21 protein-coding genes are annotated in these 25,282 nt (G+C 65.1%); 9 read left to right on the top strand and 12 right to left on the bottom strand.

The annotated features are described in order from the left end of the window. The first annotated feature begins 1 nt into the window (after position 1). The 3 genes from FJ957_RS22290 (at position 2) to FJ957_RS22300 (ending at position 3,427) form a co-directional block, all read left to right on the top strand. Positions 2–1,363, top strand: coding sequence for a cation:dicarboxylase symporter family transporter (locus tag FJ957_RS22290; protein WP_140834989.1), 1,362 nt, complete (start codon positions 2–4; stop codon positions 1,361–1,363). Then, a complete protein-coding gene (locus tag FJ957_RS22295) occupies positions 1,360–2,154 on the top strand; it encodes an amino acid racemase (protein ID WP_140834990.1) in 795 nt (264 codons plus the stop codon). Before FJ957_RS22290 ends, FJ957_RS22295 begins: the two co-directional genes overlap by 4 nt. 253 nt (positions 2,155–2,407) lie before the next feature. Next, the gene (locus FJ957_RS22300) at positions 2,408–3,427 is read left to right on the top strand and encodes an isopenicillin N synthase family oxygenase (RefSeq protein ID WP_140834991.1); all 1,020 of its coding nucleotides are present in this window, start codon (positions 2,408–2,410) and stop codon (positions 3,425–3,427) included. 220 nt (positions 3,428–3,647) lie between these two features. Here FJ957_RS22300 and hpaH read toward each other — a convergent pair whose 3' ends face one another. The 5 genes from hpaH to FJ957_RS22325 are packed head-to-tail and all read right to left on the bottom strand — an operon-like array spanning position 3,648 to position 8,253. Then, positions 3,648–4,451 (bottom strand): 2-oxo-hept-4-ene-1,7-dioate hydratase, encoded by an 804-nt coding sequence (hpaH, locus tag FJ957_RS22305; protein ID WP_181180669.1) that lies wholly within the window; start codon positions 4,449–4,451, stop codon positions 3,648–3,650. Continuing rightward, complete coding sequence (locus FJ957_RS22310) at positions 4,448–5,323, bottom strand: fumarylacetoacetate hydrolase family protein (protein WP_140834992.1); 876 nt, start codon at positions 5,321–5,323, stop codon at positions 4,448–4,450. Before FJ957_RS22310 ends, hpaH begins: the two co-directional genes overlap by 4 nt. A 12-nt stretch (positions 5,324–5,335) precedes the next feature. After that, entirely contained in the window at positions 5,336–6,316 is a 981-nt protein-coding gene (gene hpaD / locus FJ957_RS22315) for a 3,4-dihydroxyphenylacetate 2,3-dioxygenase (RefSeq protein ID WP_140834993.1), read from the bottom strand. A 12-nt stretch (positions 6,317–6,328) separates the two neighbouring features. Beyond that, positions 6,329–7,846 carry a 5-carboxymethyl-2-hydroxymuconate semialdehyde dehydrogenase gene (gene hpaE / locus FJ957_RS22320; protein WP_140834994.1) on the bottom strand — a complete coding sequence of 506 codons (1,518 nt, stop codon included), beginning with the start codon at positions 7,844–7,846 and terminating at the stop codon, positions 6,329–6,331. A gap of 20 nt (positions 7,847–7,866) precedes the next feature. Next, positions 7,867–8,253: a 5-carboxymethyl-2-hydroxymuconate Delta-isomerase gene (locus tag FJ957_RS22325; RefSeq protein ID WP_140834995.1), complete on the bottom strand. Its 387-nt coding sequence runs from the start codon at positions 8,251–8,253 to the stop codon at positions 7,867–7,869. Between the two features lie 220 nt (positions 8,254–8,473). On the opposite strand from FJ957_RS22325, the gene hpaR reads away from it, so the two are divergent. After that, the gene (gene hpaR / locus FJ957_RS22330) at positions 8,474–8,878 is read left to right on the top strand and encodes a homoprotocatechuate degradation operon regulator HpaR (RefSeq protein ID WP_246685922.1); all 405 of its coding nucleotides are present in this window, start codon (positions 8,474–8,476) and stop codon (positions 8,876–8,878) included. A gap of 85 nt (positions 8,879–8,963) precedes the next feature. Here the strand turns inward: hpaR and FJ957_RS22335 are convergent, their stop codons facing one another. Beyond that, on the bottom strand, positions 8,964–9,473 hold the full coding sequence (locus tag FJ957_RS22335) for a flavin reductase (protein WP_140834997.1): 510 nt from the start codon (positions 9,471–9,473) through the stop codon (positions 8,964–8,966). A gap of 25 nt (positions 9,474–9,498) precedes the next feature. Continuing rightward, positions 9,499–11,043 carry a 4-hydroxyphenylacetate 3-hydroxylase N-terminal domain-containing protein gene (locus FJ957_RS22340; RefSeq protein WP_140835040.1) on the bottom strand — a complete coding sequence of 515 codons (1,545 nt, stop codon included), beginning with the start codon at positions 11,041–11,043 and terminating at the stop codon, positions 9,499–9,501. 95 nt (positions 11,044–11,138) lie between these two features. On the opposite strand from FJ957_RS22340, the gene FJ957_RS22345 reads away from it, so the two are divergent. Next, positions 11,139–12,017: a helix-turn-helix domain-containing protein gene (locus tag FJ957_RS22345; protein ID WP_140834998.1), complete on the top strand. Its 879-nt coding sequence runs from the start codon at positions 11,139–11,141 to the stop codon at positions 12,015–12,017. Between the two features lie 57 nt (positions 12,018–12,074). On the opposite strand, the gene FJ957_RS22350 is transcribed toward FJ957_RS22345, so the two are convergent. Genes FJ957_RS22350 through FJ957_RS22365 form a run of 4 tightly spaced genes read right to left on the bottom strand, consistent with a single transcriptional unit; the run spans position 12,075 to position 16,169 of the window. Beyond that, the gene (locus FJ957_RS22350) at positions 12,075–13,430 is read right to left on the bottom strand and encodes an aminotransferase class III-fold pyridoxal phosphate-dependent enzyme (RefSeq protein ID WP_140834999.1); all 1,356 of its coding nucleotides are present in this window, start codon (positions 13,428–13,430) and stop codon (positions 12,075–12,077) included. Positions 13,431–13,453: 23 nt separating this feature from the next. Continuing rightward, positions 13,454–14,119, bottom strand: a complete 666-nt coding sequence (locus FJ957_RS22355; protein ID WP_140835000.1) for an HAD-IA family hydrolase — start codon at positions 14,117–14,119, stop codon at positions 13,454–13,456. Then, positions 14,116–15,375 (bottom strand): Tm-1-like ATP-binding domain-containing protein, encoded by a 1,260-nt coding sequence (locus FJ957_RS22360; protein WP_140835001.1) that lies wholly within the window; start codon positions 15,373–15,375, stop codon positions 14,116–14,118. The genes FJ957_RS22355 and FJ957_RS22360 overlap by 4 nt, the downstream gene beginning before the upstream one ends. Before the next feature lie 29 nt (positions 15,376–15,404). Continuing rightward, positions 15,405–16,169, bottom strand: coding sequence for an IclR family transcriptional regulator (locus tag FJ957_RS22365; RefSeq protein ID WP_140835002.1), 765 nt, complete (start codon positions 16,167–16,169; stop codon positions 15,405–15,407). Positions 16,170–16,335: 166 nt separating this feature from the next. Between FJ957_RS22365 and FJ957_RS22370 the strand changes: the two genes are divergently transcribed. The 4 genes from FJ957_RS22370 (at position 16,336) to FJ957_RS22385 (ending at position 21,621) form a co-directional block, all read left to right on the top strand. Beyond that, complete coding sequence (locus FJ957_RS22370; protein ID WP_181180670.1) at positions 16,336–17,793, top strand: APC family permease; 1,458 nt, start codon at positions 16,336–16,338, stop codon at positions 17,791–17,793. A gap of 69 nt (positions 17,794–17,862) precedes the next feature. Continuing rightward, the gene (locus FJ957_RS22375; protein ID WP_140835004.1) at positions 17,863–19,050 is read left to right on the top strand and encodes a cytochrome P450; all 1,188 of its coding nucleotides are present in this window, start codon (positions 17,863–17,865) and stop codon (positions 19,048–19,050) included. Positions 19,051–19,052: 2 nt separating this feature from the next. Then, positions 19,053–20,540 (top strand): aldehyde dehydrogenase, encoded by a 1,488-nt coding sequence (locus FJ957_RS22380; protein ID WP_140835005.1) that lies wholly within the window; start codon positions 19,053–19,055, stop codon positions 20,538–20,540. A 121-nt stretch (positions 20,541–20,661) separates the two neighbouring features. After that, positions 20,662–21,621, top strand: a complete 960-nt coding sequence (locus FJ957_RS22385) for a dihydrodipicolinate synthase family protein (protein WP_140657321.1) — start codon at positions 20,662–20,664, stop codon at positions 21,619–21,621. 75 nt (positions 21,622–21,696) lie between these two features. On the opposite strand, the gene FJ957_RS22390 is transcribed toward FJ957_RS22385, so the two are convergent. Beyond that, entirely contained in the window at positions 21,697–25,101 is a 3,405-nt protein-coding gene (locus FJ957_RS22390; protein WP_140835006.1) for an acyl-[ACP]--phospholipid O-acyltransferase, read from the bottom strand. Positions 25,102–25,282: the final 181 nt, after the last annotated feature.

A 25,282-nucleotide genomic window follows, 5' to 3' on the forward strand; every position in this document is an offset into this window, starting at 1 on the left:
AATGGCCGTCTCGGATGTAGCCGCACCCATGCCCTTCGATTGGCGCCTGGCGGCGAAGCGCGTCCTGCGCTCGCCGGCGACGACGATCATCATGATCCTGGCCGGAATCCTGTGCGGCCTCTATAACCCGGCCTTCGCCCACGCGATCAGCCCCGTCGCGCAGATCTATCTGAATTTCCTCAAGATGGTCGTCCTGCCCTATCTGGTCTCGTCCGTCATCTTCTCCATCGCCGCGATGGTCCAGGACCCGAAATCGGTCCGCTACCTCGGCAAGGTGGGCATAGCCGTGCTGGTCGTGTCGTTCCTCGCCGTTCTGGTGAGCGGCACCTATTCGCTGATCCTCAAGCCCGGCCAGATCGAGAACCCGCAGTCGCGCATCGAGCTCGGCGAGTTCATCAATTCCCAAGGCAGCGTCTCCACTGATCTTGCATTCCCGTTCCAGCCGCCGTCGACCGGGGACCCGAACAGCGGTCATTCAATCTTCATGGATCTGGTGCCGAACAACGTCTTCAACGCGCTGGCCTCGGGCCAGACCATCCAAGTCCTGTTGTTCTGCCTGCTTTTCGGTCTGGCGATGGGCAAAATTCCGCAGCCCTCGTCGCTCAGCCTGTCGCAGGCGCTCAACGCGGTGTACCGGGCCTGCACGGTTCTCACCAACTGGTTCGTCTGGGGATTGCCCTTCGCCACCTTCATCCTGATCGCCGACCAGACCGCGTCGACCGGCACCAAGCCGCTGATGCTGATGGGCGGCTATCTGCTGGTGATGGGTCTTTCCTGCCTGACCTTCCTCGCCGGCGCGTTTTCAATTATCGCCGTGCGCTCGCGGCGGAGCTACTGGGCCACGATCAAGACCTGCCAGCCGCTCCTGATGGTGGCCATCACCACGCGCTCTTCGGTCGCCTCGTTGCCATGGGTCATCAACCTGTTGAGCGAGCGGTTGCGCTTCAACCTGGTGGTCGTCGAGCTGCTCGTGCCGTTGCAGGCGGCATTGCTGCGGACAGGCCCGGCGCTGGTCTACACCTCGGGCGCCCTGTTCATCGCCCAGCTCTACGGCCATCCGCTGGCGATCCCGGATCTCTTGCTTGTCGGCGTCGTCTCCGCGCTTCTGGCGCTGACGACCGGCGGCATGGGCAGCCTGCTCATCCTGTCCCAGATGTCCATCGTCTGCGGCTATCTGAAGCTTCCCTTCGAGGCGGCGTTCGCCCTGTTCGTCGCGGTCGACGCGGCTGTCGATACGTTCATGACGCTGTCCAGCGTCTGCACCGTCGCGGCAAGCACGGCGATGATCGCGCCCAGCCATAGGGAGGCGACACAATCTGAGGAACCCGTCGCGAGCGAGTTCGAAGCCGAGCCTGCCCGATGATCGACGACAGCATCCGCCCCCGGCTAGGGATCATCGGCGGTCTGGGGCCATTGGCATCGGCGGACTTCTACTTCAAGCTGACCCGGATGACCGAAGCGCTCGGCGACAACGAGCATGTGCCTTCCGTCATCCTCAGCGTGCCGCAACTGCCTGACAGGACCGAAGCGATCCTTGGCGGTCATGACGGACCGCTGGCGCCGCTGCAGGCCGTGGTCTCGACGCTCAACGAGCTCGGCGTTGCCTGTATCGCCATGCCCTGCAACACCGCCCATCATTGGTACGACAAGCTGGCGATGAACTCGCAGGCCGAGATCATCCATATCGGCGACGCGGTGGTGGCGGAAATCCGTCGCGGCCTGGATCGCGGCAGGGTCACGAATCTCGCCACCCGGGGCACGCTGGCCTCCGGCTTCTACCAGGGCAGGGTATCGGCGGCGGGTTTCGAGCCTTGCCTTCCGCACGGCACGGAGTTCCAGGAGCGCGTCGACAGCGCCATCGGCCTCGTCAAGGCCGGCTCGATCGCGCAGGCCGCCGCCGAGACCGAGCGGGCGCTTCATCTCGCGCAACTGGCTGGTGCCGATGCAGCACTTCTCGGCTGCACCGAACTGTCGGTGGTGGCGGCCAGCCTCGGCGACACGAACGGATTGATCGTCATCGACAGCAACGCCGCCCTGGCGCGGGCCAGTCTGACGCGATTGGGCTTCGGCGTTCAGGAAGCGCGAGGCCTGCCGACGGTGCTGCGACCAACAGCGCATGACCGGTTGCCCTGGCGCGCCGCGCAACGCGTCTGATGCGCGCTGCCGCCCGGTAGAAATGCCTGATTTGCGTCGGCCGAAGCCCATTTGAACGCGATTTGCCGCAGAACCCGGGAATTGAGCGCCGGCTTGCTCCGTTTGCAGTGAGATTGGTTGGTGCGTTTCTTCACCCGCAATGGCGCACATGTCATCGTGCCGCGGGGGTCGCTAGAGCAATTCCAAGGAAAGTGTGCGGCGGTTTTCCGTCCGGAATTGCGAAAACAAGAGTTACCGTAGGAGGAGCCTGTCCATGCCCAGAATAATTCCGGTGCTCGATCTCGATCGCTTGGAGCAGGGTCCGTCGGAGCTTCGAACTTTTCTGTTCGACTTGCGCACAGCCGCCCGCGACGTCGGCTTCTTCTATCTCAGCGGCCACGGCATCACCCAACCGGAGATCGATGCGGTGCTGGGCGCCGCCCGCCGCTTCTTCGCTCTGCCGGAGGCCGACAAGCTCGGCATCGAAATGGTGAAGTCGCCGCAGTTCCGTGGCTATACGCGCGCCGGCGGTGAGCTGACCGGAGGCAGGGCCGACTGGCGCGAGCAGCTCGACATCGGCGTCGAGCGCACGACCGTTGCGCAGGGTCTGGGAGTGCCGGCCTGGACGCGGCTGCAGGGTCCGAACCAATGGCCGGCCGCATTTCCCGATCTCAAGCCGGCGCTGCTTGCCTGGCAGGCAAAGGCGACCGAGGTGGCGATCCGGCTGCTCAAGGCTTTCGCGGCGTCGCTCGATCAGCCGGAGGACGCTTTCGATCCGATCTATCGCGGCGAACCGAACCATCGCATGAAGATCGTGCACTATCCCGGCCGCGACGCCACCGGCGACGACCAGGGTGTCGGCGCGCACAAGGATGGCGGTTTCCTGACCCTCCTGCTGCAGGACGAGAACAAGGGCCTGCAGGTCGAATATGACGGCAGCTGGGTCGATGTCGACCCGATCCCGCGGACGCTCGTCGTCAACATCGGCGAACTGCTCGAACTCGCCTCGAACGGCTATCTCAGGGCTACCGTGCATCGCGTCGTCACGCCGCCGGCCGGCGTCGAGCGCATTTCGGTTCCGTTCTTTTTCAGCGCCCGGCTGGACGCGACGATCCCGCTGCTCGATCTGCCCGACGAATTGGCGGCCGAAGCGCGCGGCCCGGCTAGCGACCCTGACAATCCGCTCTTCCGCAACGTCGGGACCAATGTGCTGAAAAGCCGGCTGAGGTCGCACCCCGACGTGGCGCGGCGTCACTATGCCGATCTGTTGGAAAAAGCATCGGCCACTGGCTGAAGATTTCGCGCAGTTCGAGCGAGATTTTTTCGCAATTTCGATCTTTTTTGGAATTCCGTTCGTGGAAAATACACCGTTCAGGCCCCAAATAAGAACTATCGCTCGGTGTTTTCCTCCCATTGCGCCGGGCGATGTTCCCCTCTGAAGGTTATGACCTTCATACTTGGCCGGGCCGCTCTCGCGCCCGGCCTTTTTCTTTCCTGTGCCGGGAATAAGCCGATCAGGCGAAGCCTACGCGGATGGTTCCGTATGGCCCGAAATCCGAGACGATCTCGTCGCCATGCCGGCATTCGACCGGTCGGATGAAGGAGCCCGACAGCACGACCTGGCCGGCTTCGATGCGCATGCCGTATTGATGCAGCCGGTTGGCGAGCCAGACGATGCCTTTCGCCGGATGGTCGAGCACGCCGGCGCCGAGCCCCGTTTCCTCCACCTCGCCGTTGCACGACACGATGGCGCCGATCCAGCGCAGATCCGCCTCGCGCGGCCCGGCCGAACGGCCGCCGACGACGATGCCGGCATTGGCGGCATTGTCCGAGATCGTGTCGAAGAAGGTCCTGATCTTGCCGGTCTCCTTGTTCATCCGCTCGATGCGGGTGTCGAGGATTTCAAGCGCAGGCGTGATGTGATCGGTGGCGTCGAGCACATTGTCGATCGAAATATCCGGACCGGCCAAAGGCGCCTTCATGACGAAGGCGATCTCGGCCTCGATACGCGGCTGGATGAAACGATCGGCCGGCACCGTGCCGCCGTCCGCGAAGAACATGTCGTCGAACAGGATGCCGGAATCGGGAATGTCGATGCTGAGCGCCGACTGCATCGCCTTCGAGGTCAGGCCGATCTTCCAGCCCTTGATCGTCAGTCCCGATGCGGCCTTCCGCTTCACCAGCGCCGCCTGCACGCGATAGGCGTCGTCCATCGTCGCCTGAGGAAAATCGAGGCTGAGCAGCCTGATCTGCCGGCGCTCGCGCTCGGCTTCGAACAGCCGCTGTGCGGCGTCCTCGACTTCCATCTCCGTCATCATCGGCCGGTTCCCTCGTCGACGACGCCGTTGCGAAGCAGGCCGATGCCGTCAGCCTCGACCTCGACAACATCGCCCGGCTTCAGCCAGACCGGCGGGTCGAAGCGGGCGCCGGCGCCCGTTGGCGTGCCGGTGACGATGACATCGCCCGGCACCAGCGTGGTGAAGGTCGAGATGTAGTTGATGATCTTGGCGAACGAAAAGATCATGCGCCCGGTGCGGTCCTGCTGGCGCAACTCGCCGTTGACGCGGGTGGTCAGCGAAATGTCGGCGATCTGCGCCTCATCGGTGAACGGCACCAGCCAGGGACCGATCGAGCCGGTCCGGTCGAAATTCTTGCCTTGGGTGACGTTGAACTTGGCGTGACGCACCCAGTCGCGGATCGTGCCTTCGTTGCACAGCGAAAGTGCCGCGATATGGCCGAGCGCATCGGCTTCGGCGATGCGCCGCCCGCCCTTGCCGATGACGATGACGACCTCGCCCTCATAGTCGAGCTGCGGTGATTCCGGTGGCCGCACCAACGGCGCGCCATGGCCGACGAAGGAACGCGGGAAGCGGATGAACAGCGACGGGTTCGAAGGCGGCGCCTGCCCGTCCTTGTACTCCTCGTTGCGGTCCGGATAGTTGACGCCGACGCAGATGATCTTTTCAGGTGAGGGGATCGGGATTTCGTAGGCAATGTCCTTGACGCTGAAATCGGCTGGTAGACCCTCGGCCTCTTCGGCGAGTTTGCCGAGCGCGCCGGCCTCGATCACTTCGCGCAATGTCGGCCACTGACTATGACGCGCCGAGAGGTCGACGACACCCTTGTCGGTGATGGCGCCGTAGCGCGTCTTGCCGCCGGCGGTGAAGGTGGCGAGGCGTCCCGCGCTCATGCTGATGCTCCGTTAAGGTGCCACGATCGGCGAGGCCGCCAGATCGGACTTGCGCGGCTCGACACCCGTGAAAACGCTGCCTTCCTCGAACCAGCTTCGTGGCGCCGGCGCGCCCCACAGCGTCTGGCGCTGCGGGTCCTTGAGGTCCCATCTGATCGGCTCGAGATCGGGATCGACCGTCTGGTAGTCCGAGCAATAGATCTCGATGCGATGGTTATCCGGGTCGCGGATGTAGAGGAAGAAGGCGTTGGAGATGCCGTGCCGTCCAGGCCCGCGCTCGATGTTGCCGATATAGCCCGTGGTCGCCATCAGGTCGAGCAGGTCGATGATGTTGAGCGGCGTCGGCACCCAGAAGGCGACATGGTGCAGCCGCGGGCCAAGGCCGTTGGTGAAGGCGATGTCGTGCACGCCGCCCTTGCGGTGCGTCCAGGCGGCCCACAGCTTTCCGCTCTCGGCGTCCTCGGTGTATTCGGTCACGCGGAAGCCGAGCTCGTTGTAGAAGGCGACCGATTCATCGACATTCGGCGAGAAGCAGTTGAAGTGGTCGATGCGCAGCGGCTTCACGCCCTTGTAAAGCGCGTATTTCTGGTGGATCGGCGGCAGCCGTTCCATCTTCGAATAGAATTCGAGCGGCATGCCGTGCGGGTCGCGGGTGCGGAAGGTGCGCGACTGGTAGGGCCGCTCGACCCACTCCACCGGCAGGCCTTTTCCCTTGAAGAAATGCTCGGCCTTGTCGAGGTCCTCTTCGGAGAAGACCTTGAAGCCGAGCTCGCGCGCTTCCGGCGCCGTCGCCTTGCGCAGCACGATGCAGTGATGGCCGCGCTCTTCCATGGCGCGCAGATAGATGGCGCCGCTGGTCTCGTCCGTCACCTGCAGGCCGAGCGTGTCGACATAGAAGGCGCGGGATTTCGCAAGGTCGGTGACGGCGAGCTCGACATGAGAGAGCCGCACGATGTTGAAGGCAGGGTAGAGATTGGGTTGGGGCAGGGCCATCATAGTCTCCGGTCAGCCGCCGAGCTTCTGGATCGAATGCGGCGCCGTGGCGAACGCAATGTTCTTGGTTTCCATGTAGAAGTCGAACGACCAGTCGCCGCCGTCGCGGCCGATGCCGGAACTCTTGACGCCGCCGAACGGCGTCGGCAGATGCCGCACATTCTCCGAATTCACCCAGATCATGCCGGCGTCGAGCGCATCGGTGAAGCGCAGCGCGCGGGTGACGTCGGAGGTCCATAGGTAGCCGGTGAGCCCATATTGCGTGTCGTTGGCGAGAGCCAGCGCATCGGCCTCGTCCTTGAACGGGATCGCCGTCAGCACCGGCCCGAAGATCTCCTCCTGGGCGATGCGCATCTTGTTGGTGGCGCCGACGAACAGCGTCGGGCTGATATAGCAGCCGCCGCCCGGGCCGGCGAACTTGCCGCCGCCGGCGGCGACCACCGCGCCCTCCGATTTGCCGATCTCGATATAGGAGAGCACTTTTTCCTCATGCACCGGATGGATCAGCGGGCCTACCACCGTCTCGGGATCGAGCGGATGACCGATCCTGATGCGCTTTGCCTTCTCCGCCACCAACTCGGTGAACCTGTCGTGCACCGAAGCCTCGACCAAGAGGCGCGAGGACGAGGTGCAGCGCTCGCCGTTCAACGAGTAGATCATGAAGACGGCGGCGTCCGCGGCGCGTTCCAGGTCGGCATCTGCAAAGACGATGACCGGGTTCTTGCCGCCGAGCTCGAAATGCACGCGCTTCAGCGTCTCGGCGCCCTGCTTCATGATCATCGAGCCGGTGCGGCTTTCGCCCACGAAGCCGATCGCCTTGATGTCGGGGTGCTCGGTCAGCGCCCGGCCTGCGTCCTCGCCGAAGCCGTTGACCAGATTCCACACGCCCTTGGGCAGGCCGGCTTCCTCCGCGATCTCGACCAGCAGCCGTGCCGTCAGCGGCGACAGCTCCGCCGGCTTGTGCACGATGGTGCAGCCGGCGGCCAGCGCCGGCGCGATCTTCCAGGTCGACAGCATGAAGGGCGTGTTCCACGGCGTGATCACGCCGACCGGGCCGATCGGCACGCGCGTCGTCAGATTGAGTTGGTTCGGCGCTCTCAGCGAGCGGCCGTCACGCGCTTCCGGCGCGCGGTCGGCATAGAAGCGGAAGTTCTCGGCGCCGCGCAGCGCCGCCTTGGCCATGAATTTCAGCGACTGCCCGGTGTCCATGCATTCGACGAAGGCGATCTCTTCGGCACGCGCGACGATGGCGTCGGCTATTCTATGCAGCAGCTTCTTGCGTGCGTCGCCGGGGATCGCCGCCCAGTCCTTGAAGGCAGCCTTGGCCGCTCTTGCCGCGCTGTCGACGTCGGCGGTCTTGCCGCGTGCCACAGTGGCAATCGGCTTGAGGTCGACGGGCGAAAGCGTCTCGAAGGTCGAGCCGTCCGCGGCAGGCACCGCTTCGCCGCCGATCTGGTTGAGCACGCCGTCCTTCCGGAAGCGTTCCAGATAGGCCTCGGCCTTTCTCAGATTGTCGTCCAGTGCCGCCATGATTTCTTTCCCGTTCTAGATCACTTGCCACGCAGGCGCGGATGGATGGCGTTCTTCTTCCAGCTCAGTTCGGCGTCGATCTCGCGGATCTCCAGCGACAGCGCGAAATGCGGCGTGGCGAACAGTGACGAAAGATGATCAGTGACAGCTGCGAAGATCGCCTCGCCGGCGCTTTTCTTTTCCGCCGCGCTGCGGCCCTTGCCGATGCGGAAATTCATGTCGATGAAGCCGTTCTCCGGCAGCCGGTCGGCAATCGCGTAGGCTTCGGCGCGGAAGGCTCGTACCCGCACAGCGCCAGGTTCGAACAAACCCGTTTCCAGGATGGTGCGCGACATCAGCGCGCAAAGCTCGCCCATGTCGACCTTCGCGTCGAGATTGGCCGAATATTCGATCGCCATATGGGGCAAGGTTTCCTCCACCTTGTAGTTAACATGTGAATTACATCTTGACGACCGAATGTCAAGCGTCGTTCTCTGCGCGGATGCAGCCTCCGGGTGGGATTGCCGCTCTCGGCAAAATCGCGGATATAGCTGCGATCCGGGCCCTAATCTTTGTTGCGAGTCGTACTGGACTGGAATTTTCGGAGACTTGATTTTGCTACCGCCCAGCACCCGCCGCTCCTTGCCCATGGCTCTGCTTCGCGCCCGCGAAGTGATCATGGCGCATTTCCGGCCGATGCTTGCACGCCACGACATCACCGAGCAGCAATGGCGCGTGCTGCGCGTTCTCGCCGAAACCGGGCCGCTGGAAGCGACCGAGCTCGCCAACCGCGCCTCGATCCTGCCGCCGAGCCTGACGCGCATCATCAAGGCGATGGAGGAGCGCGAGTTCATCTCCCGCAACAAAGTCAAGGACGATGGCCGCCGTGCGCTGCTCGCCATCAGCCCGTCCGGCGTGGCGCTGATCGAGGAACTGGCGCCCGAGCGGGTCGCCATCTACGACGCCATCGAGAAGCGCTACGGCGCCGAAGAGCACGAGCGCTTGCTGGACATGCTGGAGAGCCTGATCCAGTCGGAGTCGCTTCCCGAGTAAGGCTGGCCGGCCCGTCGCAGGCTCCGGGCGTTCGTCGCTCGAAAAGCCAAGCAATTGGCTTTTCGTCTGCTGCGCGGACCGCTCCTCACCCTCCAAAACTCCCTACCGCGCTCGGCTGCATGAAGTTGCGCCCGACATAGAGCAGCGCCGCCTCGTCGCTGCCGTGGCGAATGTCGACGACGCGGCCGAACATCACATTGTGCGTGCCGACCTTGTTCACCGCGCCGATCTCGCAATCGAAGCTGACGATGGCGTCGAGCAGCGCCGGCATGCCGGACGGCATCGTCTGCCAGCGCGCGGCTTGATAGCGCTCGGCCATGTCGCGGATCGCGCCGGCGAATTTTGCCGCCAGATGCATGTGCGATTGGGTCAGCACGTTGACGCAGAAGCGTTGGTTGGCGAGGAACATGCCGGTCTGCGCGGAACGCTCGTTCATGCAGACCAGCAGCGTCGGCGGATCGTCGGAGACGCTGCACATGGCGGTCGCGGTGAAGCCGCCGCGCCCGGCCGGACCGTCCGTGGTGACGATATTGACCGGCGCGCAGACCCGCGCCATGGCCTCGCGGAATTCCAGCCTCGCGACTTGTGTTGTCATGACCGCTTCCATCGCCGCCCCCCCGTCAGTTGGGCTGGGCGGCAATCGGCGGCAGCCAGGTATCGCCGGTCCAGCCCTTCTCGTCGTAGTCGGCCATGCATTGGTCGACCAGTTCCTCCATCTGCTTCAGCCGGCCGCCGCGCTCGGCGCCCTTCAGCACCTGCAGCCGCACCTCTTCCGGCGCGCCGGCATAGTTGAGCTCGTAGAGCGCGTGGCGGCCGCCGAATTCGGTGCCGGTCGCGTCCCACAACAGCTTCATGATCTTGATGCGCTCGACATGGCCCATGTCGTTGGAGCCGCGCACATATTGCGCGAGATAGCGGTCGATCTCGGGATTGTCGAAATCGCGCACCGAGGAGGGCAGATAGATCAGGCCAGAGGCGATCACCCGGCGCACCGTGTCGATGACGCGTGGATAGGCTTCCGACATGAACGTCCGGTAGGCGAGCGCGGCCTCGAGATTGGGCAGCACCGCGCCATTCGCCCACGGTATCGGATTGTGCGCCATCGCATTGGAAAAGCTCCAGAACATGTGGCGCAGCGCAATCACCTCGCCGAGCGCCGCCTGGTTGCCGCGAAAGGCATCGCCGCCTGTCGCCCGAAGTGCCTTGGCGAGCAATCCGGCGAGGAAGTCGAGCTTGACGGCGAAGCGCGTGCAGCCCTGGAAGCAATAGCCATGCATGAAGCCCGACGCCGGGTGGAAGGACAGGATCTTCTGCGCATCGCGCAGCACCAGCACGTCCTCCCAGGGGATGAAGACGTTGTCGAGCACCAGGATCGCGTCGTTCTCGTCGAAGCGCGACGACAGCGGATAGTCGAAGGGATGGCCGACTGTGTTGGCCGTCTGCTCATAGGAGACGCGGCAGAACATCTTAATGCCAGGCGCATTCATCGGCACGATGAACATCACCGACAGCGATGGATCTTCCGTTACTGTCGCCGAGCTCTGCGCCAGGAAATTGTAGTGGGTGAGCGCCGACGACGTCGCCACCACCTTGGCGCCGGACACCCAAATGCCGGCGTCGTTCTCCTTGGTGATGTGGACGAACACGTCCTTCACCTGCTCGGCCGGCTTGTGGCGATCGATCGGCGGGTTGACGATGGCGTGGTTCATGAACAGGACCGCCTCCTGGGCCCGCTTATGCCAGGCGTGCGCATTGTCCTTGAACGGGCCGTACCATTCGGCATTGGCGCCGAGCGTGTTCATCAGCGCTGCCTTGTAGTCGGCGGTGCGGCCCATCCAGCCATAGGTCATGCGCGCCCAATGCGCGATCGCGCCCTGCTGCGCGGCAAGATCGGCGGGCGAGCGCGCCACGCGGAAATATTTGTGGGTGTAGCCGCCCGAGCCGGTATCGGTCGGCGAGGTCAGCACAGGCTGCTGGTTCGGATCGTGCAGCGCGTCGTAGAGGCGGGCCAGCGAACGCACCGAATTGCGCATTGCCGGATGGCTGGTGACATCGGCCACCCGTTCGCCATTGATGTAGACCTCGCGCCCGTCGCGCAGGCTCGCCAGATATTCGGCGCCAGTGAACGGCCGCGAATTGTCGGCCCGGAATTCTTCCGATCTCATCATGATCCTCCCTTGGATTGTTAGAGAGTAGCCGCAAGCCGCCGGATGGTTTATGGACGAAAGCGCAAAACCGATTGGACTTTTTCCGGCATCCCATGAGCCAGACCGCCATCCCGGAATTCTTCGTCTATGGCGAGCCGGCGCGGGCGCTCGATGTCGGCTTCCTGCATGTCGAGACCGTGCAGGCCCGCGCTTCCATGCATCGCGGCCAGGTTCTGGCGCACAAACATCCGCAAATGGCGCAGATCACCTTCTGGACGAGCGGGCAGGGCGTCTATCGGATCGAGGACAAGACCTGGAGTTTTTCGTCACAGACGGTCAGCTTCATGCCGAGCGGCGTGGTGCATGGCTTCGACATCGAGCCGGGCACCGACGCCATCGTCGTCTCGGTCGCGGACGCTGCGCTCGCGGCCATCGCCGAGCACTCGGCCCTGCAACTTGATCAGCCCGTCTTCGTGGCCGGGCGAGGTGACGCTGCGCTGTGGGAGCGGCTTGCCGACACCATCAAAATGATCCAGGCCGAATATGTCGAGGCTCAAGCCGGCGCGGAAAAGATCCTGCCGCCGCTGATCGCGGTGGCATTGTCGCACATCGCCCGTCTCGACGCCCAGTCGCATGCGGTGACCGTGCCGGCCGCGGTGGCGCTGGGCGGCCGGCTCAGGCGGCTGATCGACCGGCATTTTCGCGATGACTGGCCGGTCGAGCGCTATGTCGGGGAACTCGGCACCACGCGCCATCTGCTCGACAAGGCGGCGCATCAGGTGCTGGGCTCGGGCGTGCGTCAGGCGATCGGCGAAAGACGCCTGGTCGAGGCCAAGCGCCTGCTGCTCTTCACCATCCGAACGGTCGAGGACATCGCCTACGAGACCGGCTTCAGCGATCCCGCCTATTTCTCGCGCTTCTTTCGGCAGGCGGTTGGAATGGCGCCTGCGGCGTGGCGGAAAGAGCGGCTGGCAGTAGGCAGTAGGCAGTAGGCAGTAGGCAGTAGGGCCTTCTTCTTACCCCTATTGCCTACTGCCTAATCCCTATCCCTAGGCCGCGGCAGCGGCCAGCCCGGCATCCAGCCCCTCGGCAATCTTCGCCACGTCGGCGGCCGTTATGATCAGCGGCGGCGACAGGATGATGTTGTTGCCGGAGACGCGCAGCATGACGCCCGCGCCATAAGCTCCGTCCGCGGCGGCGGCCATCGTCTTCTTGTCGACCGGCTTCTTGGCGGCGCGGTCCGAGACAAGCTCGAGGGCCGCCATCAGGCCCTGATAGCGGACATCGCCGACCAGTTGGTGCTTCGCCTTCAGTGCTTCCAGCGCCTTGCCGAGCTCGACGCCGCGCGCGGCGGCATTTTCGTTGACGGCCAGCCGCTTCGTCTCGGCCAGAGCCGCCAGGCCGGCCGCGCAGCCGACCGGATGACCGGAATAGGTATAGCCATGGCCGATCGCGCCGAAGCTCGTCTTGTCGGCCTCGAACACGTCGGCGACCTTGGCGCCGATCAATGTCGCGCCGAGCGGGAAATAGCCCGATGTGATCGCCTTGGCGATGGTCATGAAATCCGGTTTCGTGCTGGAGAGCCGCGAGCCTGACCAGGCGCCGGTGCGGCCGAAGCCCGTCACCACCTCGTCGGCGATCAACAGGATGTCGTGGCGGTCGCAGATAGCCCGCACCATCGGCATGAAGCTCTCATGCGGGACTATCACGCCGCCGGCGCCGAGCACCGGCTCCATGATGAAGGCGGCGATCGTGTCCGCGCCCTGGAAGGCGATCTCGTCCTCGATCGCCCGAGCGCAGAGTTTCGCAAGCTTTGCCGGGTCGGTCTCGTCGAACGGGTTGCGGTATGTCCACGGCGCCGGCGTGTGGAAGACGCCGGGCAGCAGCGGCTCGTAGTTGCGGCGGAAATTGGCATTGCCGTTGACCGAGGCGCCGCCGAAATGCGTGCCGTGATAGCCCTTCTTCAGCGCCAGGAATTTCGTGCGGTCGCCCTGGCCGCGGATCTTCCAATACTGCCTGGCGAGCCTTAGCGCCGTCTCGACCGAGTCCGAACCGCCCGAGGTGAAGAAGGCGCGCGCCATGCCCTCCGGCGCGAACCACTGGGTCAGCTCGTAAGCGAGTTCGATCGATGGCCCGGTCGAGGTGCCGCGAAAGCCTGAGTAATAGGGGAGCGCGTCGAGCTGTCCCGTCATCGCTTTCTTGATCGGATCGCAGCTGTAGCCGAGGTTGACGTTCCAGAGGCCGCCGACGGCGTCGAGCACCGTGCGGCCTTCGGCATCGGTCACCAAAACGCCTTCGCCCTTCATGATGATCTTCGGCGGGCTCGCCCGCATTTCGGCCGGATGCGCCATCGGATGCCAGATCGGCTTGGCGTTGTTTTCGGTGAGGAAGTTGATGTCACGCATCGGGAGGAACTCCGGTTTTGCAATCAGGAGAGCGTCAGGCCGAAATGGCTGAGCGCCTCGGCATAGCTTTGCGCCGGTCGGGCGACGTCGAAATGAACGGTCGGCATGCCGGCGGCAATCGCACCGTCGACATTGCGCTTCTGGTCGTCGACGAAGACGCAGGCCGCAAGCGGCAACCGCAGTGCCTCGCCGACCATCGCATAGGCGCGGGCATCGGGCTTGAGGATTTTCGTATAGGTCGCATCGACGATCGTCGCGAAAAGCGAAAGCAGCGGCAGGCGCTGGCGAAAATCAGCGCCATAGAACAGGTCGAGCTCGTTCGACAGGATGGCGAGGCGGATACCGGCGGCATGCGCCATGCGGATGGCTTGGTCGGCCTCCGGCCGCACCACTTTTTCCGGCTCCGCTCCGCGCGCCCGCTGCACGAAGGTCTGCATGTCCTGCCAGTCTTCTCCGACCAATTGGCCGACTTCGCGCGTACGCGTTTTCCAGTAGTCGCGTTCGCTGATCTCGTCAGCCTGCATCGAGCGCCACAGCGCATCGGAAGCCGGGTCGAACGGTCCGCGCCAACCGAGCGTGCCGGGCTTGAGCCCGAGCGCCTGCTCGGTCAGCGCATGCGTCTCGAACAAAGTGCGGGTGACCACGCCGCCGAAGTCCAACACCAGCGCCCGCGGCTTCACCTGGCTCATGCCGCGCGCCTGCCGGTCACGCCGGGCGGAACGATGCCTTCCGCCACCCAGCGGTCGAAGATTTCCAGCGCCTTGGCGCTGAAGGCGGCGTCGTTGATATGCCCGACGATCTCATGCAGCTCGGCATTGTCCGGCACGCGCGCCCTCATCTCCTCGACAAAGGCCGACAGCGCTTCCGGCTCGTAGAGCGGCTCGCCTTGCTGGTCCCATTGCTGGATGCCGCCGGCGGGCAGGATGAAGGCGGTGGGACCGGTCGCCGCGGCGAGCTTGTCGCCGATGGCGCGCGCGATCTCCCGGCGTGTTGCGCCGTCGGAGGTGACCGAGGCAAGCAGGCGGTTATGCGCGTGGTACGGCCGCTCCGTGAAGCGCGACGGCACCGCCTGCCAGGTCGGGAAATCGACCATGTCGATGGCGCCGGGCGCGACGATCTGCGGGATGCCTTGCCGTCCGGCATTCTCCAGCCGGTCGGTGCCCGAATTCACGACCGAGCCGGTAAGCTGGTTGGCAAGCTCCTGCAGGCTGAAATCGAGCACCGCGACGAAGCCCTTCTGCGCGGCGATCGACTCCAGCGCGCGCCCGCCCATGCCGGTGGTGTGGAAGACGATGACCTCATAGCCGCGCTTTTCCAGCTCAGGCTTCAGCGTCACCATATATTGCAGGCAGCTTTTGCCCAGCGAGCTCATGCCGACCTTCGGCCGCGACATATCGGGTTTGACCACGGCCCGCGCGGCGCCGACCACGGCGCCACTGGCCTGCGACAGCACCGCCTTGCAGGCGCTGTTGAGCCCGTAGAGGCCGCCGGCCCATAGGATCATCATCAGGTCGGTGGCGATGCGCTCCGGCGGCACGAGATGCGAATAGGCGATCGTCGAGACGACGAATTTCGGCACGCCGAGCGGCAGCGCCAGCGCGACGTCGAGTGCAAGGTCGGTGCCCATCGAGCCGCCCAGCGCGATGAAGCCGTCTATCTCGCCCCTCTCGTGCAGCGAGCGCGCAAGCCGCGAGGCGCCAAGCGCCATCAGCGTCATCGCGGTATTCTCGTCGCCGCTGGCGATGATTGCCTCGATGGTGGTGTCCGCCGCGCGCGCCACCGCATGCTTGTCATGCTCTGGCTTGTAGGGCGGGTCGCCAAGCACGCTGACGTCCATCATCACGGCAACGCCGCCGACGGCCTCGATGCGCTCGCGCATGAACAGAAGCTCGTCGGCCTTGGTGTCGCCGGTGCCGATAACCAGGATTCGGCGTTTCTCCTCCACGTCATTCTCCCTGCCAGTCTCGTTGGTTGTCAGGCCCGCTTCTGGCCGGCCAGCCGGCCGAACAGCCGCTCGCCGATCTCGCGGCCCGCGGCGGTCACGCTGACGCCAAGCCGCCCGATGTCGGCCTTTTGGGTGCGCACTCTCGGCGCCGCCACCGCGATGGCGCCGATGGCGTAGCCGTCGGTGCCGAGAACCGGGGCGGCGACGCTCATCACGCCCTCCTCGAAACCCTGCGCGCCGATGGAATGGCCGCGCGCGCGGGCGGCGGCGACCTGTTCGGCCAAAGTGTTTGCATCGCCGATGGTGAAGGGCGTGAAAGCCGGCATCGGTCCGGCAAGGATGGCCTCGCGGATGCGCTGCTCGGTGAAAGCCAGGAATGCGATGCCGGACGCCGTCGCATGCATCGGCAGCACGTCGCCGCGTTGCACGCTGACACGATTGGCCTTGGCCGATTCGATGACCTGGACGGTGATCAGGCCGCGCTTCGAATATTCCGAGAGATGCACCGTCTCGCCGGTCTCGGCGGCCAGCATCTCGACCACCGGCACGGCCATGCGCAGGAACGGAAACTGCGCCTCGCGCATCAGCGCCAGCCGCGTCAGGCCGGCTCCGAGCCGGTAGAGGCGCGTCGCCTCGTCCTGCTCGACCAGCCCTTGCGCAATGAGCGAAACCAGCAGCCGGCGCGTCGTCGCCTTGTCGAAGCCGGCGCCCTTGGCAAGGTCGGCAAGCGCCGCCTCGGGCGCGCCGCCGCCCAGCACCTCCAGCAGCGAAATGGCTTTGGCCACCGTGCTCATCGCGTGTCCGATCCTCCGTCAGATACTTAACGTGCGAATTAACTTGACAGCAAGTCGATTCCTTTGCAAGTCTAATATCGAAATGCCGTTGCAAATAATGAAATGCACATTGGCCCTTTCAGAAGGCCCTCGGCATCTCAGGGACACTTGGTTTCCGCAACGCGGAATGGAGGGAAAAATGACCACAGTTGAAGCCGGAGAAGTGAACCGGCTGAGGAAGAACAGCCTTGGCGTCGGCGCCATCACCTTCATGGTGATTTCGGCCGCCGCACCGCTGACGGCCGTTGCCGGCGGCACGCCGCTCGGCATGCTGATGGGCAACGGCGCGGGCTTTGCCGGCACCTATCTGATCGTGACGCTGTTGTTGCTCCTGTTCGCGGTTGGCTATGTCGCCATGTCGCGCCACGTCGGCAATGCCGGCGCCTTCTACGCCTACGCCGCGCGTGGACTGGGCGGCCTGGCCGGCGGTGCCGTCGCGCTGATCGCGATCCTCTCCTACAACGCCATGCAGATCGGCGTCATGGGCCTGCTGGGCGCGGCCACCGCCGGCCTGTTCGCTGGCTGGGGCATCAATCTGCCCTGGTGGGTGTGGAGCTTTATTGCCATCGCCATCGTCGCCGTGCTCGGCTACCGGCAGGTCGACCTGTCGGCCAAGATCCTGACGGTGCTGGTGCTTGCCGAATACGTCGTCGTGCTGATCCTCGACCTCACCATCCTCAAGACCGGCGGCGACAGCGGCCTGTCGGCGGCGCCCTTCAGTTGGGACCAGATCGCCAGCGGCGCGCCGGCCATCGCCGTCCTGTTCTGCTTCGCCGCCTTCATCGGCTTCGAGGCGACCACGATCTATGCCGAGGAGGCGCGCGACCCGAAGGTGACCATTCCGCGCGCGACCTATTTCTCCGTCATCCTGATCGGCCTGTTCTACATGATCACCGCCTGGCTGATGGCGGTCGGCGCCGGCGTCGACAAGCTGTTGCCGTCGCTGCAGGCTTTGCAGGATCCGACCACCTTCCTGTTCGGCCTCTCCGACCGCTACGCCGGAACGCTGCTCACCCACGCCATGAGCATCCTCTTCGTCTCCAGCCTGTTCGCCGGCGTGCTGGCCTTCCACAACGCGGTCGCCCGCTACATCTACGTCGCCGGCCGCGAAAAGCTCCTGCCGCAGTCGATCGGCGTGACGCATTCGGCGCATCAGAGCCCGCATGTCGCCTCGGTGATCCAGACCGTGCTCGCGGCCGTCGTTATCGGGCTGTTCGCGGTGCTCGGCCTCGACCCGGTGCTGGCGCTGTTTTCGTGGCTCACCAACGTCGCCACGCTCGGCGTCATCGTCATGATGGCGGTGGCCTCGCTCGCCGTCGTGATGTACTTTCGCGCCAACCCGTCCAACCAGGAGAACGGGCTGAAGACCACGATCCTGCCGGCGCTGACCTTCATCGCCTTTGCCATCATCATCTACCTGATCGTCATCAATTTCGGCAGCCTGTCGGGCGCGGGCGGCTTCCTCGGCGTGTTCCTCCCGGCGCTGGTGCTGATAGCGGCCGTGGTCGGCCTGTTGCTGGCAGGCGCTTTGCGGGGCCGGGATCCGGCCGCCTTCGAACGGCTCGGCCAGCCGCTCGGCGATTGATGGGCAGGTGATTGATGGACAAGGGGCGGCGTCCGCGCCGCCCCGTCTTAACGGAGCGGGAGCAGCGGCATGAGCTTTACCGATGGTATCACGGTCGAGGCGCTGGAAGCCGACCCCTATCCGATCTACGCCGAGCTCAGGCGCAACGCGCCGGTCGCTTTCGTGCCGGCGGTCAATCTCTGGTTCGTCACCCGCTGGAAGGACGTCGAGACCGTCGCCAAGTCGCCCGACATCTTCTCGGCGGTCGTCGGCACCTCGCCGGTCGAGCGCTCGTTCGGCAAGCCGACCATCCTGACCACCGACGGTGAGACGCATAAGCAACTGCGCCGGGGCGTCGATCCGAAATACCGGCCGCGCACCGTCGCCTCCTATGCCGGCGATCTCGTGCGCGCGATCGCCGAACCCTATCTCGACAGAATTGCCGCGCACGGCTCGGCGGAGCTGATGGCCGACTATTTCGAGCCGGTGTCGACGCTGAGCCTGGCGCGCTCGCTCGGGCTCGCCGACGTCGATATGCCGACCTTGCGGCGCTGGTTCTATGGCCTTGCCCAGGGCGCCATCAATTTCGAGAACGATCCGAAGCGGCAGGAAACCGCCGACGCGATCAGCGCCGAGGTCGGCGCCGCCGTCCGGCCGACGTTGGAACGCCTGGCCGGCGAGCCGGACGACTCGGCGCTCTCGCATATGCTGCACGACGGCATGCCTGACGGCTCGACCCGCTCGATCGATTTCCTGATGCCGACCATCAAGGTCATCTTGCTCGGAGGCATGCAGGAACCTGGCCACGGTGCCGGCTCCATCCTCGTCGGTCTGCTGACGAACCCTGAGCAGTTGCGGCAGGTGCTCGACGATCCTGAAACCTTCGTGCCCAGAGCAGTGGACGAGGGCTTGCGCTGGGTGGCGCCGATCGGCACGCAGACGCGTGAAACGACCCGTGCCGTGGAGATCGGCGGGGCGACGATTCCCGCCGGAGCTCCCGTTGCGGCGCTCGTCTCCTCGGCCAGCCGCGACGAAAGTCGCTTCACCGATCCCGACAGCTTCGATATCCATCGCAACGAGGGCAACCACGCCGCCTTCGGCTTCGGCCATCATTTCTGCTCGGGCCGCTTCTTCGCGCGCGAGCAGATGTGTCTGGCGCTAAGGTTGCTGCTGGAGCGTTTTCCGGATCTCAGGCTGGTGCCGGGCAAGGAGCCGGTGTTCCGCGGCTGGGAGTTCCGCGCGCCGGCGACACTTCATGTAGAATTTGGAGCAAATTGAGAATGATTAGCCAGGACACTATCGACACGCTGCGCAAGACGGAGGTCGGCGCGCGGCGTCTGTTCATCGATGGCGCCCATGCGGATGCAGAGAGCGGCGCAAGCCTGCAGGTGATTTCGCCGATCGACGGCCGCCCCTTCGCAAGCATTGCCGACGGTGCCGCCGCCGATGTCGACCGCGCCGTCGCTTCGGCGCGCAAGGCGTTTGCCAAGGGCTCCTGGTCACGCGCGGCGCCGGCGTTTCGCAAGAAGGTGCTGACGAAATTCGCCGAGCTGGTCGAAAAGCACGCGCTGGAGCTGGCCGTGCTCGGCGTGCGTGACAATGGCACCGAGATCGGCATGGCCTACAAGGCCGAGCCGCTGTCGGCCGCCGGAACCATCCGCTACTATGCCGAAGCGATCGACAAGGTCTATGGCGAGATCGCGCCGACCGCTGACAATGTCCTTGGATTGATCCACAAGGAGCCGCTCGGCGTCGTCGGCGTCATCGTGCCATGGAACTTCCCGCTGATGATCGGCGCCTGGAAGATCGCGCCGGCACTCGCCGCCGGCAACGCCATCGTCGTCAAGCCGCCGGAGATCGCCTCGCTGACCTTGCTGCGGCTGGCGGAGCTTGCCGCCGAGGCCGGCTTGCCCGAGGGCGTCTTCAATGTCGTCACCGGCCGCGGCTCGGTCGCGGGCGAGGCGCTAGGCCTGCATATGGATGTCGACGCCATCGCCTTCACCGGCTCCGGGCCTGTCGGCCGCCGCCTGCTCGAATATTCCGCGCGCTCGAACCTCAAGCGCGTTTTCCTCGAGCTTGGCGGCAAGTCGCCCAATATCGTCTTTGCCGATGCGCCGGACCTGAAACAGGCGGCGGTCGTCTCGGCCAACGGCATCTTCCGCAATTCCGGACAGGTCTGCGTCGCCGGTTCGCGCCTGCTGGTCCAGGCCTCGGTCTACGACCGCTTCATGGGCGAGCTTCTCAAAGCCACCGGGAAGCTGAAGGTCGGCGATCCGCTCGATCTCGGCTCCGATGTCGGCGCGGTGTCGAGCGCCGAGCAACTGACCAAGAATCTCGGCTTCGTCGCCAAGGCTTCGGAGGAGGGCGCCCGTCTCGTCACCGGCGGCGAACGCATCCTGGCGGAAACCGGCGGCAGCTATATGGCGCCGACGATCTTCGAGAACGTGACCGAGAAGATGCAGCTCGCCCGGGAGGAAGTGTTCGGGCCGGTGCTCGCCATCACGCGCTTCGAGACCGAGGAAGAAGCGGTACGCCTCGCCAACGCGACCGTCTATGGTCTTGCGTCGGCGGTGTGGACCTCGAACCTGTCGACCGCGCACCGCATGGTGCGCGCCATCAATGCCGGCGTCGTCCATGTCAACACCTATGGCGGCGCCGACATCACCGTGCCGCTCGGCGGCTTCAAGCAGTCCGGCTTCGGTCGCGACAAGTCGCTCCACGCCATCGAGAAATACACCGACCTCAAGACGGCGTGGGTAGCGCTCTGAGCGGAGTGCCTGACAACGTACCCGTGCTGAGCGCGCATGAATCTCCACTATCCACTTGGCAAGCGGTGCCGCGCCGGGCCAAACTGGTCAATCTGCCTGCCTGCCTCAAGGAGACTTCGAAATGACCGCCAATGTTTTTTCCGGCTGCATGCCGGCGTTGATGACGCCCTGCACCGATGACCGCCTTCCCGACTTCGACGCGCTGGTGCGCAAGGGGCGCGAGCTGATCGCCGCCGGCATGTCGGCGGTCGTCTATTGCGGCTCCATGGGCGACTGGCCGCTCTTGACCGACGCGCAGCGCATGGAAGGCGTCGAGCGCCTGGTCAAGGCGGGCGTTCCGGTGATCGTCGGCACAGGCGCGGTCAACACCGCCAGCGCCGTGGCGCATGCCGCCCATGCGCAAAAGGTCGGCGCGCGGGGCCTGATGGTGATCCCGCGCGTTCTGTCGCGCGGGCCGTCGGTGACGGCGCAGCGTCATCACTTCAAGGCGATCCTTGCCGCCGCCCCCGACCTGCCGGCCGTCATCTACAACAGCCCCTATTACGGCTTTGCCACGCGCGCCGATCTCTTCTTCGCGTTGCGCGCCGAGCATTCGAACCTTGTCGGCTTCAAGGAGTTCGGCGGCCCGTCGGATCTGCGCTACGCGGCGGAAAACATCACCAGCCGGGACGATGAGGTTGCGCTGATGATCGGCGTCGACACCGCTGTCTTCCACGGTTTCGTCAATTGCGGCGCGTCCGGCGCCATCACCGGCATCGGCAATGTCCTGCCCAAGGAAGTGCTGCATCTCGTCGGCCTCAGCCAGGCGGCGGCGAAGGGCGATGCCGAAGCGCGCCGGCTGGCGCAGGAACTGGACGCGGCGCTGGCCGTGCTGTCCTCTTTCGACGAGGGACCGGACCTCGTGCTCTATTTCAAGCACATGATGGTCCTGAAGGGTGGTCCCGAATACCGGTTGCACTTCAACGAGACGGACGCGCTGAGCGACAGCCAGCGCGGCTATGCCGAACAGCAGCTCAAGCTGTTCGACACCTGGTACGCCCAGTGGTCGAGGCAGCCCGTCATGGCAAGATACGCGGCCTGAGCAGACATCTCGGCCGGACCTGCCGGCCGGGATGAACAGGCCCGCGCTTGTCGCCGGCCTGTTCGTCCATTCAGCTCAGGCTGCCTTGACCTTCAGCTCTTCCGCGCCGCGCACCATCCTGGTCACTCCGGCGAAGTCGAGCTTGCCGGAGCCGAGCACCGGCACTTTCGGCACGACGCGCACTTCGGCCGGCACCATCAGGTCCATGGCGCCGTTTGCCTTGGCGAAGGCGAGGAAGTCCGCGCGGGTGGCACCCGAAGCTTCCGTGATCAGGATCAGCTTCTCGCCCTTGCGCGCGTCCGGCACCGTGGCGACGGCCGACAGCGAGCCTTTCCAGAGTTCCCCGGCCAGCGCTTCGATCGCGGCAAGTGAGACCATTTCGCCGGCGATCTTGGCGAAGCGCTTGGCGCGGCCGCGGATCGAGATGAAGCCCGCATCGTCGACGGTGACGACGTCGCCGGTGTCGTGCCAGCCGTCGGCCAGCGGTTCGATCACGCCGGGGTTCTCGGCGCGCAGATAGCCGGCCATGACGTTCGGACCGCGCACGAACAGCCGGCCGCCCTCATCGACGCCGGGCACCGGCTCGAGGCGATGTTCCATGCCGGGCATGATTTTGCCGACGCTGCCCGACTTGTTGTACATCGGCGTGTTGATGGCGATCACCGGCGCGGTTTCTGTCACGCCGTAGCCTTCCAGGATGCGCAGGCCGAACTTCTCCATATAGGTCGTGCGCGTGGCGGCCTTGACCGGCTCGGCGCCGGCGAAGCAGTAGCGCACCGAACGGAAGTCGTAAGGATGCGCCGTGCGGGCATAACCGGCGAGGAACGTATCGGTGCCGAAGATGATCGTCGCGTTCGAGGCATAGATCAGCTCCGGCACGATGCGGTAGTGCAGCGGCGAGGGGTAGAAATAGACCGGCACGCCGGAGATCAGCGGCAGCACCGTGCCCGCCGTCATGCCGAAGGAGTGGAAGATCGGCAGCACGTTGAACACCTTGTCGCCCGAATGGAAGTCGATGCGCGCGGCGGCCTGGGCGGCGTTGGCAAGGATGTTGCGATGGGTGAGCACCACGCCCTTGGGGGTGCCTTCGGAGCCCGAGGTGAACAGGATCGCCGCCGGATCGTCCGCCTTGCGCGCCACCCGCGGCGTCGCCTTGCGCAACAGGCCGAGCAGTTTGTCCTTGAGACCGATCGTGGCCCGCAGATCGTCGAGCCAGACGATGTCGACCGAGCGGCCGATCTCCTCGACCATCGGCCCGAGCTTTGCCTGTTCGACGAAGGCGCGGGAGGTGAGCACGGTGCGCACCTCGGCCGCCTTGCAGGCCGACAGGATGTTCGCGGCGCCCGCGGTGAAGTTGATCATCGCCGGAACCTTGCCGGCCGACATGACGCCGAGAAGTGCCGCGCAGGCGCCGTTGGCGTTGGGCAGCATGATGCCCAGCGTCTGCTGTCCGGCATAGAGATGCTCGAACTTCTCGCCGAGCACGGCGGCGGCGGTGAGCAGCTTGCCATAACTCAGCGAACCGGTGACCGGATCCTGCACGGCGAGCTCTTTCATGCCGCGCTCGTTGGCCGTCTCGATGATCTTCTCCAGAACGGTCTTGTCGATGTCCTGGGTGCGGAAGACCAGGTCCGACATCACCTGGTAGAGCGCGGAGCCCGCCGCGGCGCGCCGCTGGCGGCCCTTCAATTCCTGCGGGACTTCGAGCTTCACCGGCTCCAGGATGGTCACCTTGACCTTCGGGAACAGGCGGCGGCGCACATGTTGCGAGGAGAGCCGCGAGAAGTAGCTCTTCTCCAGCCCCTCGATGCGCACCGGCACCACCATCGAGCCGGTCTTGTCGGCGACCATGGCGGCGCCGTCATAGACCTTCATCAGGCCGCCGGTGACGGTGATGCGTCCCTCGGGGAAGATGACCAGCGGATCGCCGCCCTGCACGATCTTGATCAGCGTGCGGGTCGACATCGGCTTCGCCGGATTGAGCGGCAGTGCGCGGGCGAGCTTCATGAACGGCTTCATCCACCAGGCCTGGGCGATCGTGTAGTCGATGGCGAAGACCGGCTCCTCGTCGGTCAGCGTCAGCGCGAGCGGGCCGTCGAGGAAGCTGACATGGTTGAGCGCCAGGATCGGCGCCTTGCCGGCGGCCTTTAGGTTGTCCAGTCCTTCGACCTCCAGGCGCAGGAAGGCGCGGAACAGGATCGAGACGAAATCCCGGAAGGGATTGGTCGGCAGGTATTTCAGCATCAGCCAGGCGGCGACGGCGTTGGCCACGACGAGGCCGAACAGGATGCCCGCGATGGAGACGCCGGCGGCCTGGATGGCCGCGACGAGGATGCCGCCGACGGTCATGAAGCCGGCATTGACGATGCTGACCGCCGCGACGACACGGGCGCGGCGCGCCTCGGGCGACCAGGCCTGCACGGCGGCGAAGGTCGGCACTACCAAGAAGGCGGCGGCAATCGCCATGCCGGCGAGGTCGATGGCGACGCGGATGGTGTTGGGGCCGGCGAAGAAGGCCGAAAGGCTAGCAGCTGTCGGCGAAGGCTGCATGCTGCCGATGGTCCATGCGAGATGCAGGCCGAACAGCGCCAGCAGCGCCGTGCCGACCGGCGCCGGCAACAGCACCATGCGCCCTTGCGACATCCAGGCGGCGATCGCCGAGCCGACGGCGATCGAGACGGCGAACACGGCGAGATAGGCGGTGACGGCGATCTCGTTGCCGCCGAGCGAATCCTTGATCAGCGCCGGCAGGATCGAAAGCACGATCGCGCCGACCAGCCAGAACCACGAAGTCATCAGGCCGGCGCGCCAGATGCGCGTGTCGGTGCGCAATTCGGCGACCTGCCGCCAGGTCGAGCGCAAGATGTTCTTGTCGATGACGAGGTTGGGCGCCGCCGAACCGGTGGCGGGGATGTAGCGGCTGACCAGCCAGCAGCCGACGGCCAAAGCCATCATGATCGGCCCGAACACCGCGACCCCGATGCCGTCGGCGGAAACGACGCCGCCGGCGATGGTGCCGCCCAGGATCGCGGCGAAGGTCGCCGATTCGATCCAGGCATTGGCCTTGGGCAGTTCCTTGCGCTCAAGGTGATCCGGTAGGATGCCGTACTTGATCGGCCCGAACAGCGCCGAGATGATGCCGAACATCAAGAGTGCCGTCATCAGCACCGGGATCGAGGACAGCGCGATGCCGACGACGGCGACGGCGGCCGCGGCGATCTCGGTGAATTTCAGGCGGCGCGCGATCAGCGCCTTGTCGAAGCGGTCGGCGATCTCGCCGCCAAGCGCCGAAAGCAGCAGGAAGGGCGCCATGAACACGGCGCCGGCCAGCGTCACCAGCGACGCGGCCTGATCCTTCGCCAGCGTGAAGAGAATGAGGAACACCAGCGTGTTCTTCAGGAAATTGTCGTTGAAGGCCGAGAGGAATTGCGTCCAGAAGAGAGGCGCGAAGCGCCGCGACATCATCAGATGGGTGTTCATGGCAATTTCCATTGGGCAAGTCCGGCTGGCAATCCGATTGGACTGAGCGGAAATTTGCGCGGTTTGAGCCTTGTTTATCGGGAAGCGGTTAAACTTCGTTATTGCGGTTCAATCCAATCCATTTGTTTCTTGTTCTTGGCGGCTGGAATCTGTCGTCCATGATCGGTCTCCAGGCCTTCCA

Source organism: Mesorhizobium sp. B2-4-6, assembly GCF_006442775.1.
In the GTDB taxonomy this organism is placed as follows: Bacteria; Pseudomonadota; Alphaproteobacteria; order Rhizobiales; family Rhizobiaceae; genus Mesorhizobium.

Bases quoted from the DNA above. Each gene is read 5' to 3' on its own strand.
- FJ957_RS22385 (WP_140657321.1), top strand. From the start codon at position 20,662: ATGACCGCCAATGTTTTTTCCGGCTGCATGCCGGCGTTGATGACGCCC.
- FJ957_RS22355 (WP_140835000.1), bottom strand. From the start codon at position 14,119: ATGAGCCAGGTGAAGCCGCGGGCGCTGGTGTTGGACTTCGGCGGCGTG.
- FJ957_RS22290 (WP_140834989.1), top strand. From the start codon at position 2: ATGGCCGTCTCGGATGTAGCCGCACCCATGCCCTTCGATTGGCGCCTG.
- FJ957_RS22310 (WP_140834992.1), bottom strand. From the start codon at position 5,323: ATGAGCGCGGGACGCCTCGCCACCTTCACCGCCGGCGGCAAGACGCGC.
- hpaH (WP_181180669.1), bottom strand. From the start codon at position 4,451: ATGATGACGGAGATGGAAGTCGAGGACGCCGCACAGCGGCTGTTCGAA.
- FJ957_RS22390 (WP_140835006.1), bottom strand. From the start codon at position 25,101: ATGAACACCCATCTGATGATGTCGCGGCGCTTCGCGCCTCTCTTCTGG.
- FJ957_RS22345 (WP_140834998.1), top strand. From the start codon at position 11,139: ATGAGCCAGACCGCCATCCCGGAATTCTTCGTCTATGGCGAGCCGGCG.
- FJ957_RS22365 (WP_140835002.1), bottom strand. From the start codon at position 16,169: ATGAGCACGGTGGCCAAAGCCATTTCGCTGCTGGAGGTGCTGGGCGGC.
- FJ957_RS22350 (WP_140834999.1), bottom strand. From the start codon at position 13,430: ATGCGTGACATCAACTTCCTCACCGAAAACAACGCCAAGCCGATCTGG.
- FJ957_RS22340 (WP_140835040.1), bottom strand. From the start codon at position 11,043: ATGAGATCGGAAGAATTCCGGGCCGACAATTCGCGGCCGTTCACTGGC.
- FJ957_RS22300 (WP_140834991.1), top strand. From the start codon at position 2,408: ATGCCCAGAATAATTCCGGTGCTCGATCTCGATCGCTTGGAGCAGGGT.
- FJ957_RS22335 (WP_140834997.1), bottom strand. From the start codon at position 9,473: ATGACAACACAAGTCGCGAGGCTGGAATTCCGCGAGGCCATGGCGCGG.
- hpaD (WP_140834993.1), bottom strand. From the start codon at position 6,316: ATGGCCCTGCCCCAACCCAATCTCTACCCTGCCTTCAACATCGTGCGG.
- hpaE (WP_140834994.1), bottom strand. From the start codon at position 7,846: ATGGCGGCACTGGACGACAATCTGAGAAAGGCCGAGGCCTATCTGGAA.
- FJ957_RS22370 (WP_181180670.1), top strand. From the start codon at position 16,336: ATGGAGGGAAAAATGACCACAGTTGAAGCCGGAGAAGTGAACCGGCTG.
- FJ957_RS22295 (WP_140834990.1), top strand. From the start codon at position 1,360: ATGATCGACGACAGCATCCGCCCCCGGCTAGGGATCATCGGCGGTCTG.
- FJ957_RS22375 (WP_140835004.1), top strand. From the start codon at position 17,863: ATGAGCTTTACCGATGGTATCACGGTCGAGGCGCTGGAAGCCGACCCC.
- hpaR (WP_246685922.1), top strand. From the start codon at position 8,474: ATGGCTCTGCTTCGCGCCCGCGAAGTGATCATGGCGCATTTCCGGCCG.
- FJ957_RS22380 (WP_140835005.1), top strand. From the start codon at position 19,053: ATGATTAGCCAGGACACTATCGACACGCTGCGCAAGACGGAGGTCGGC.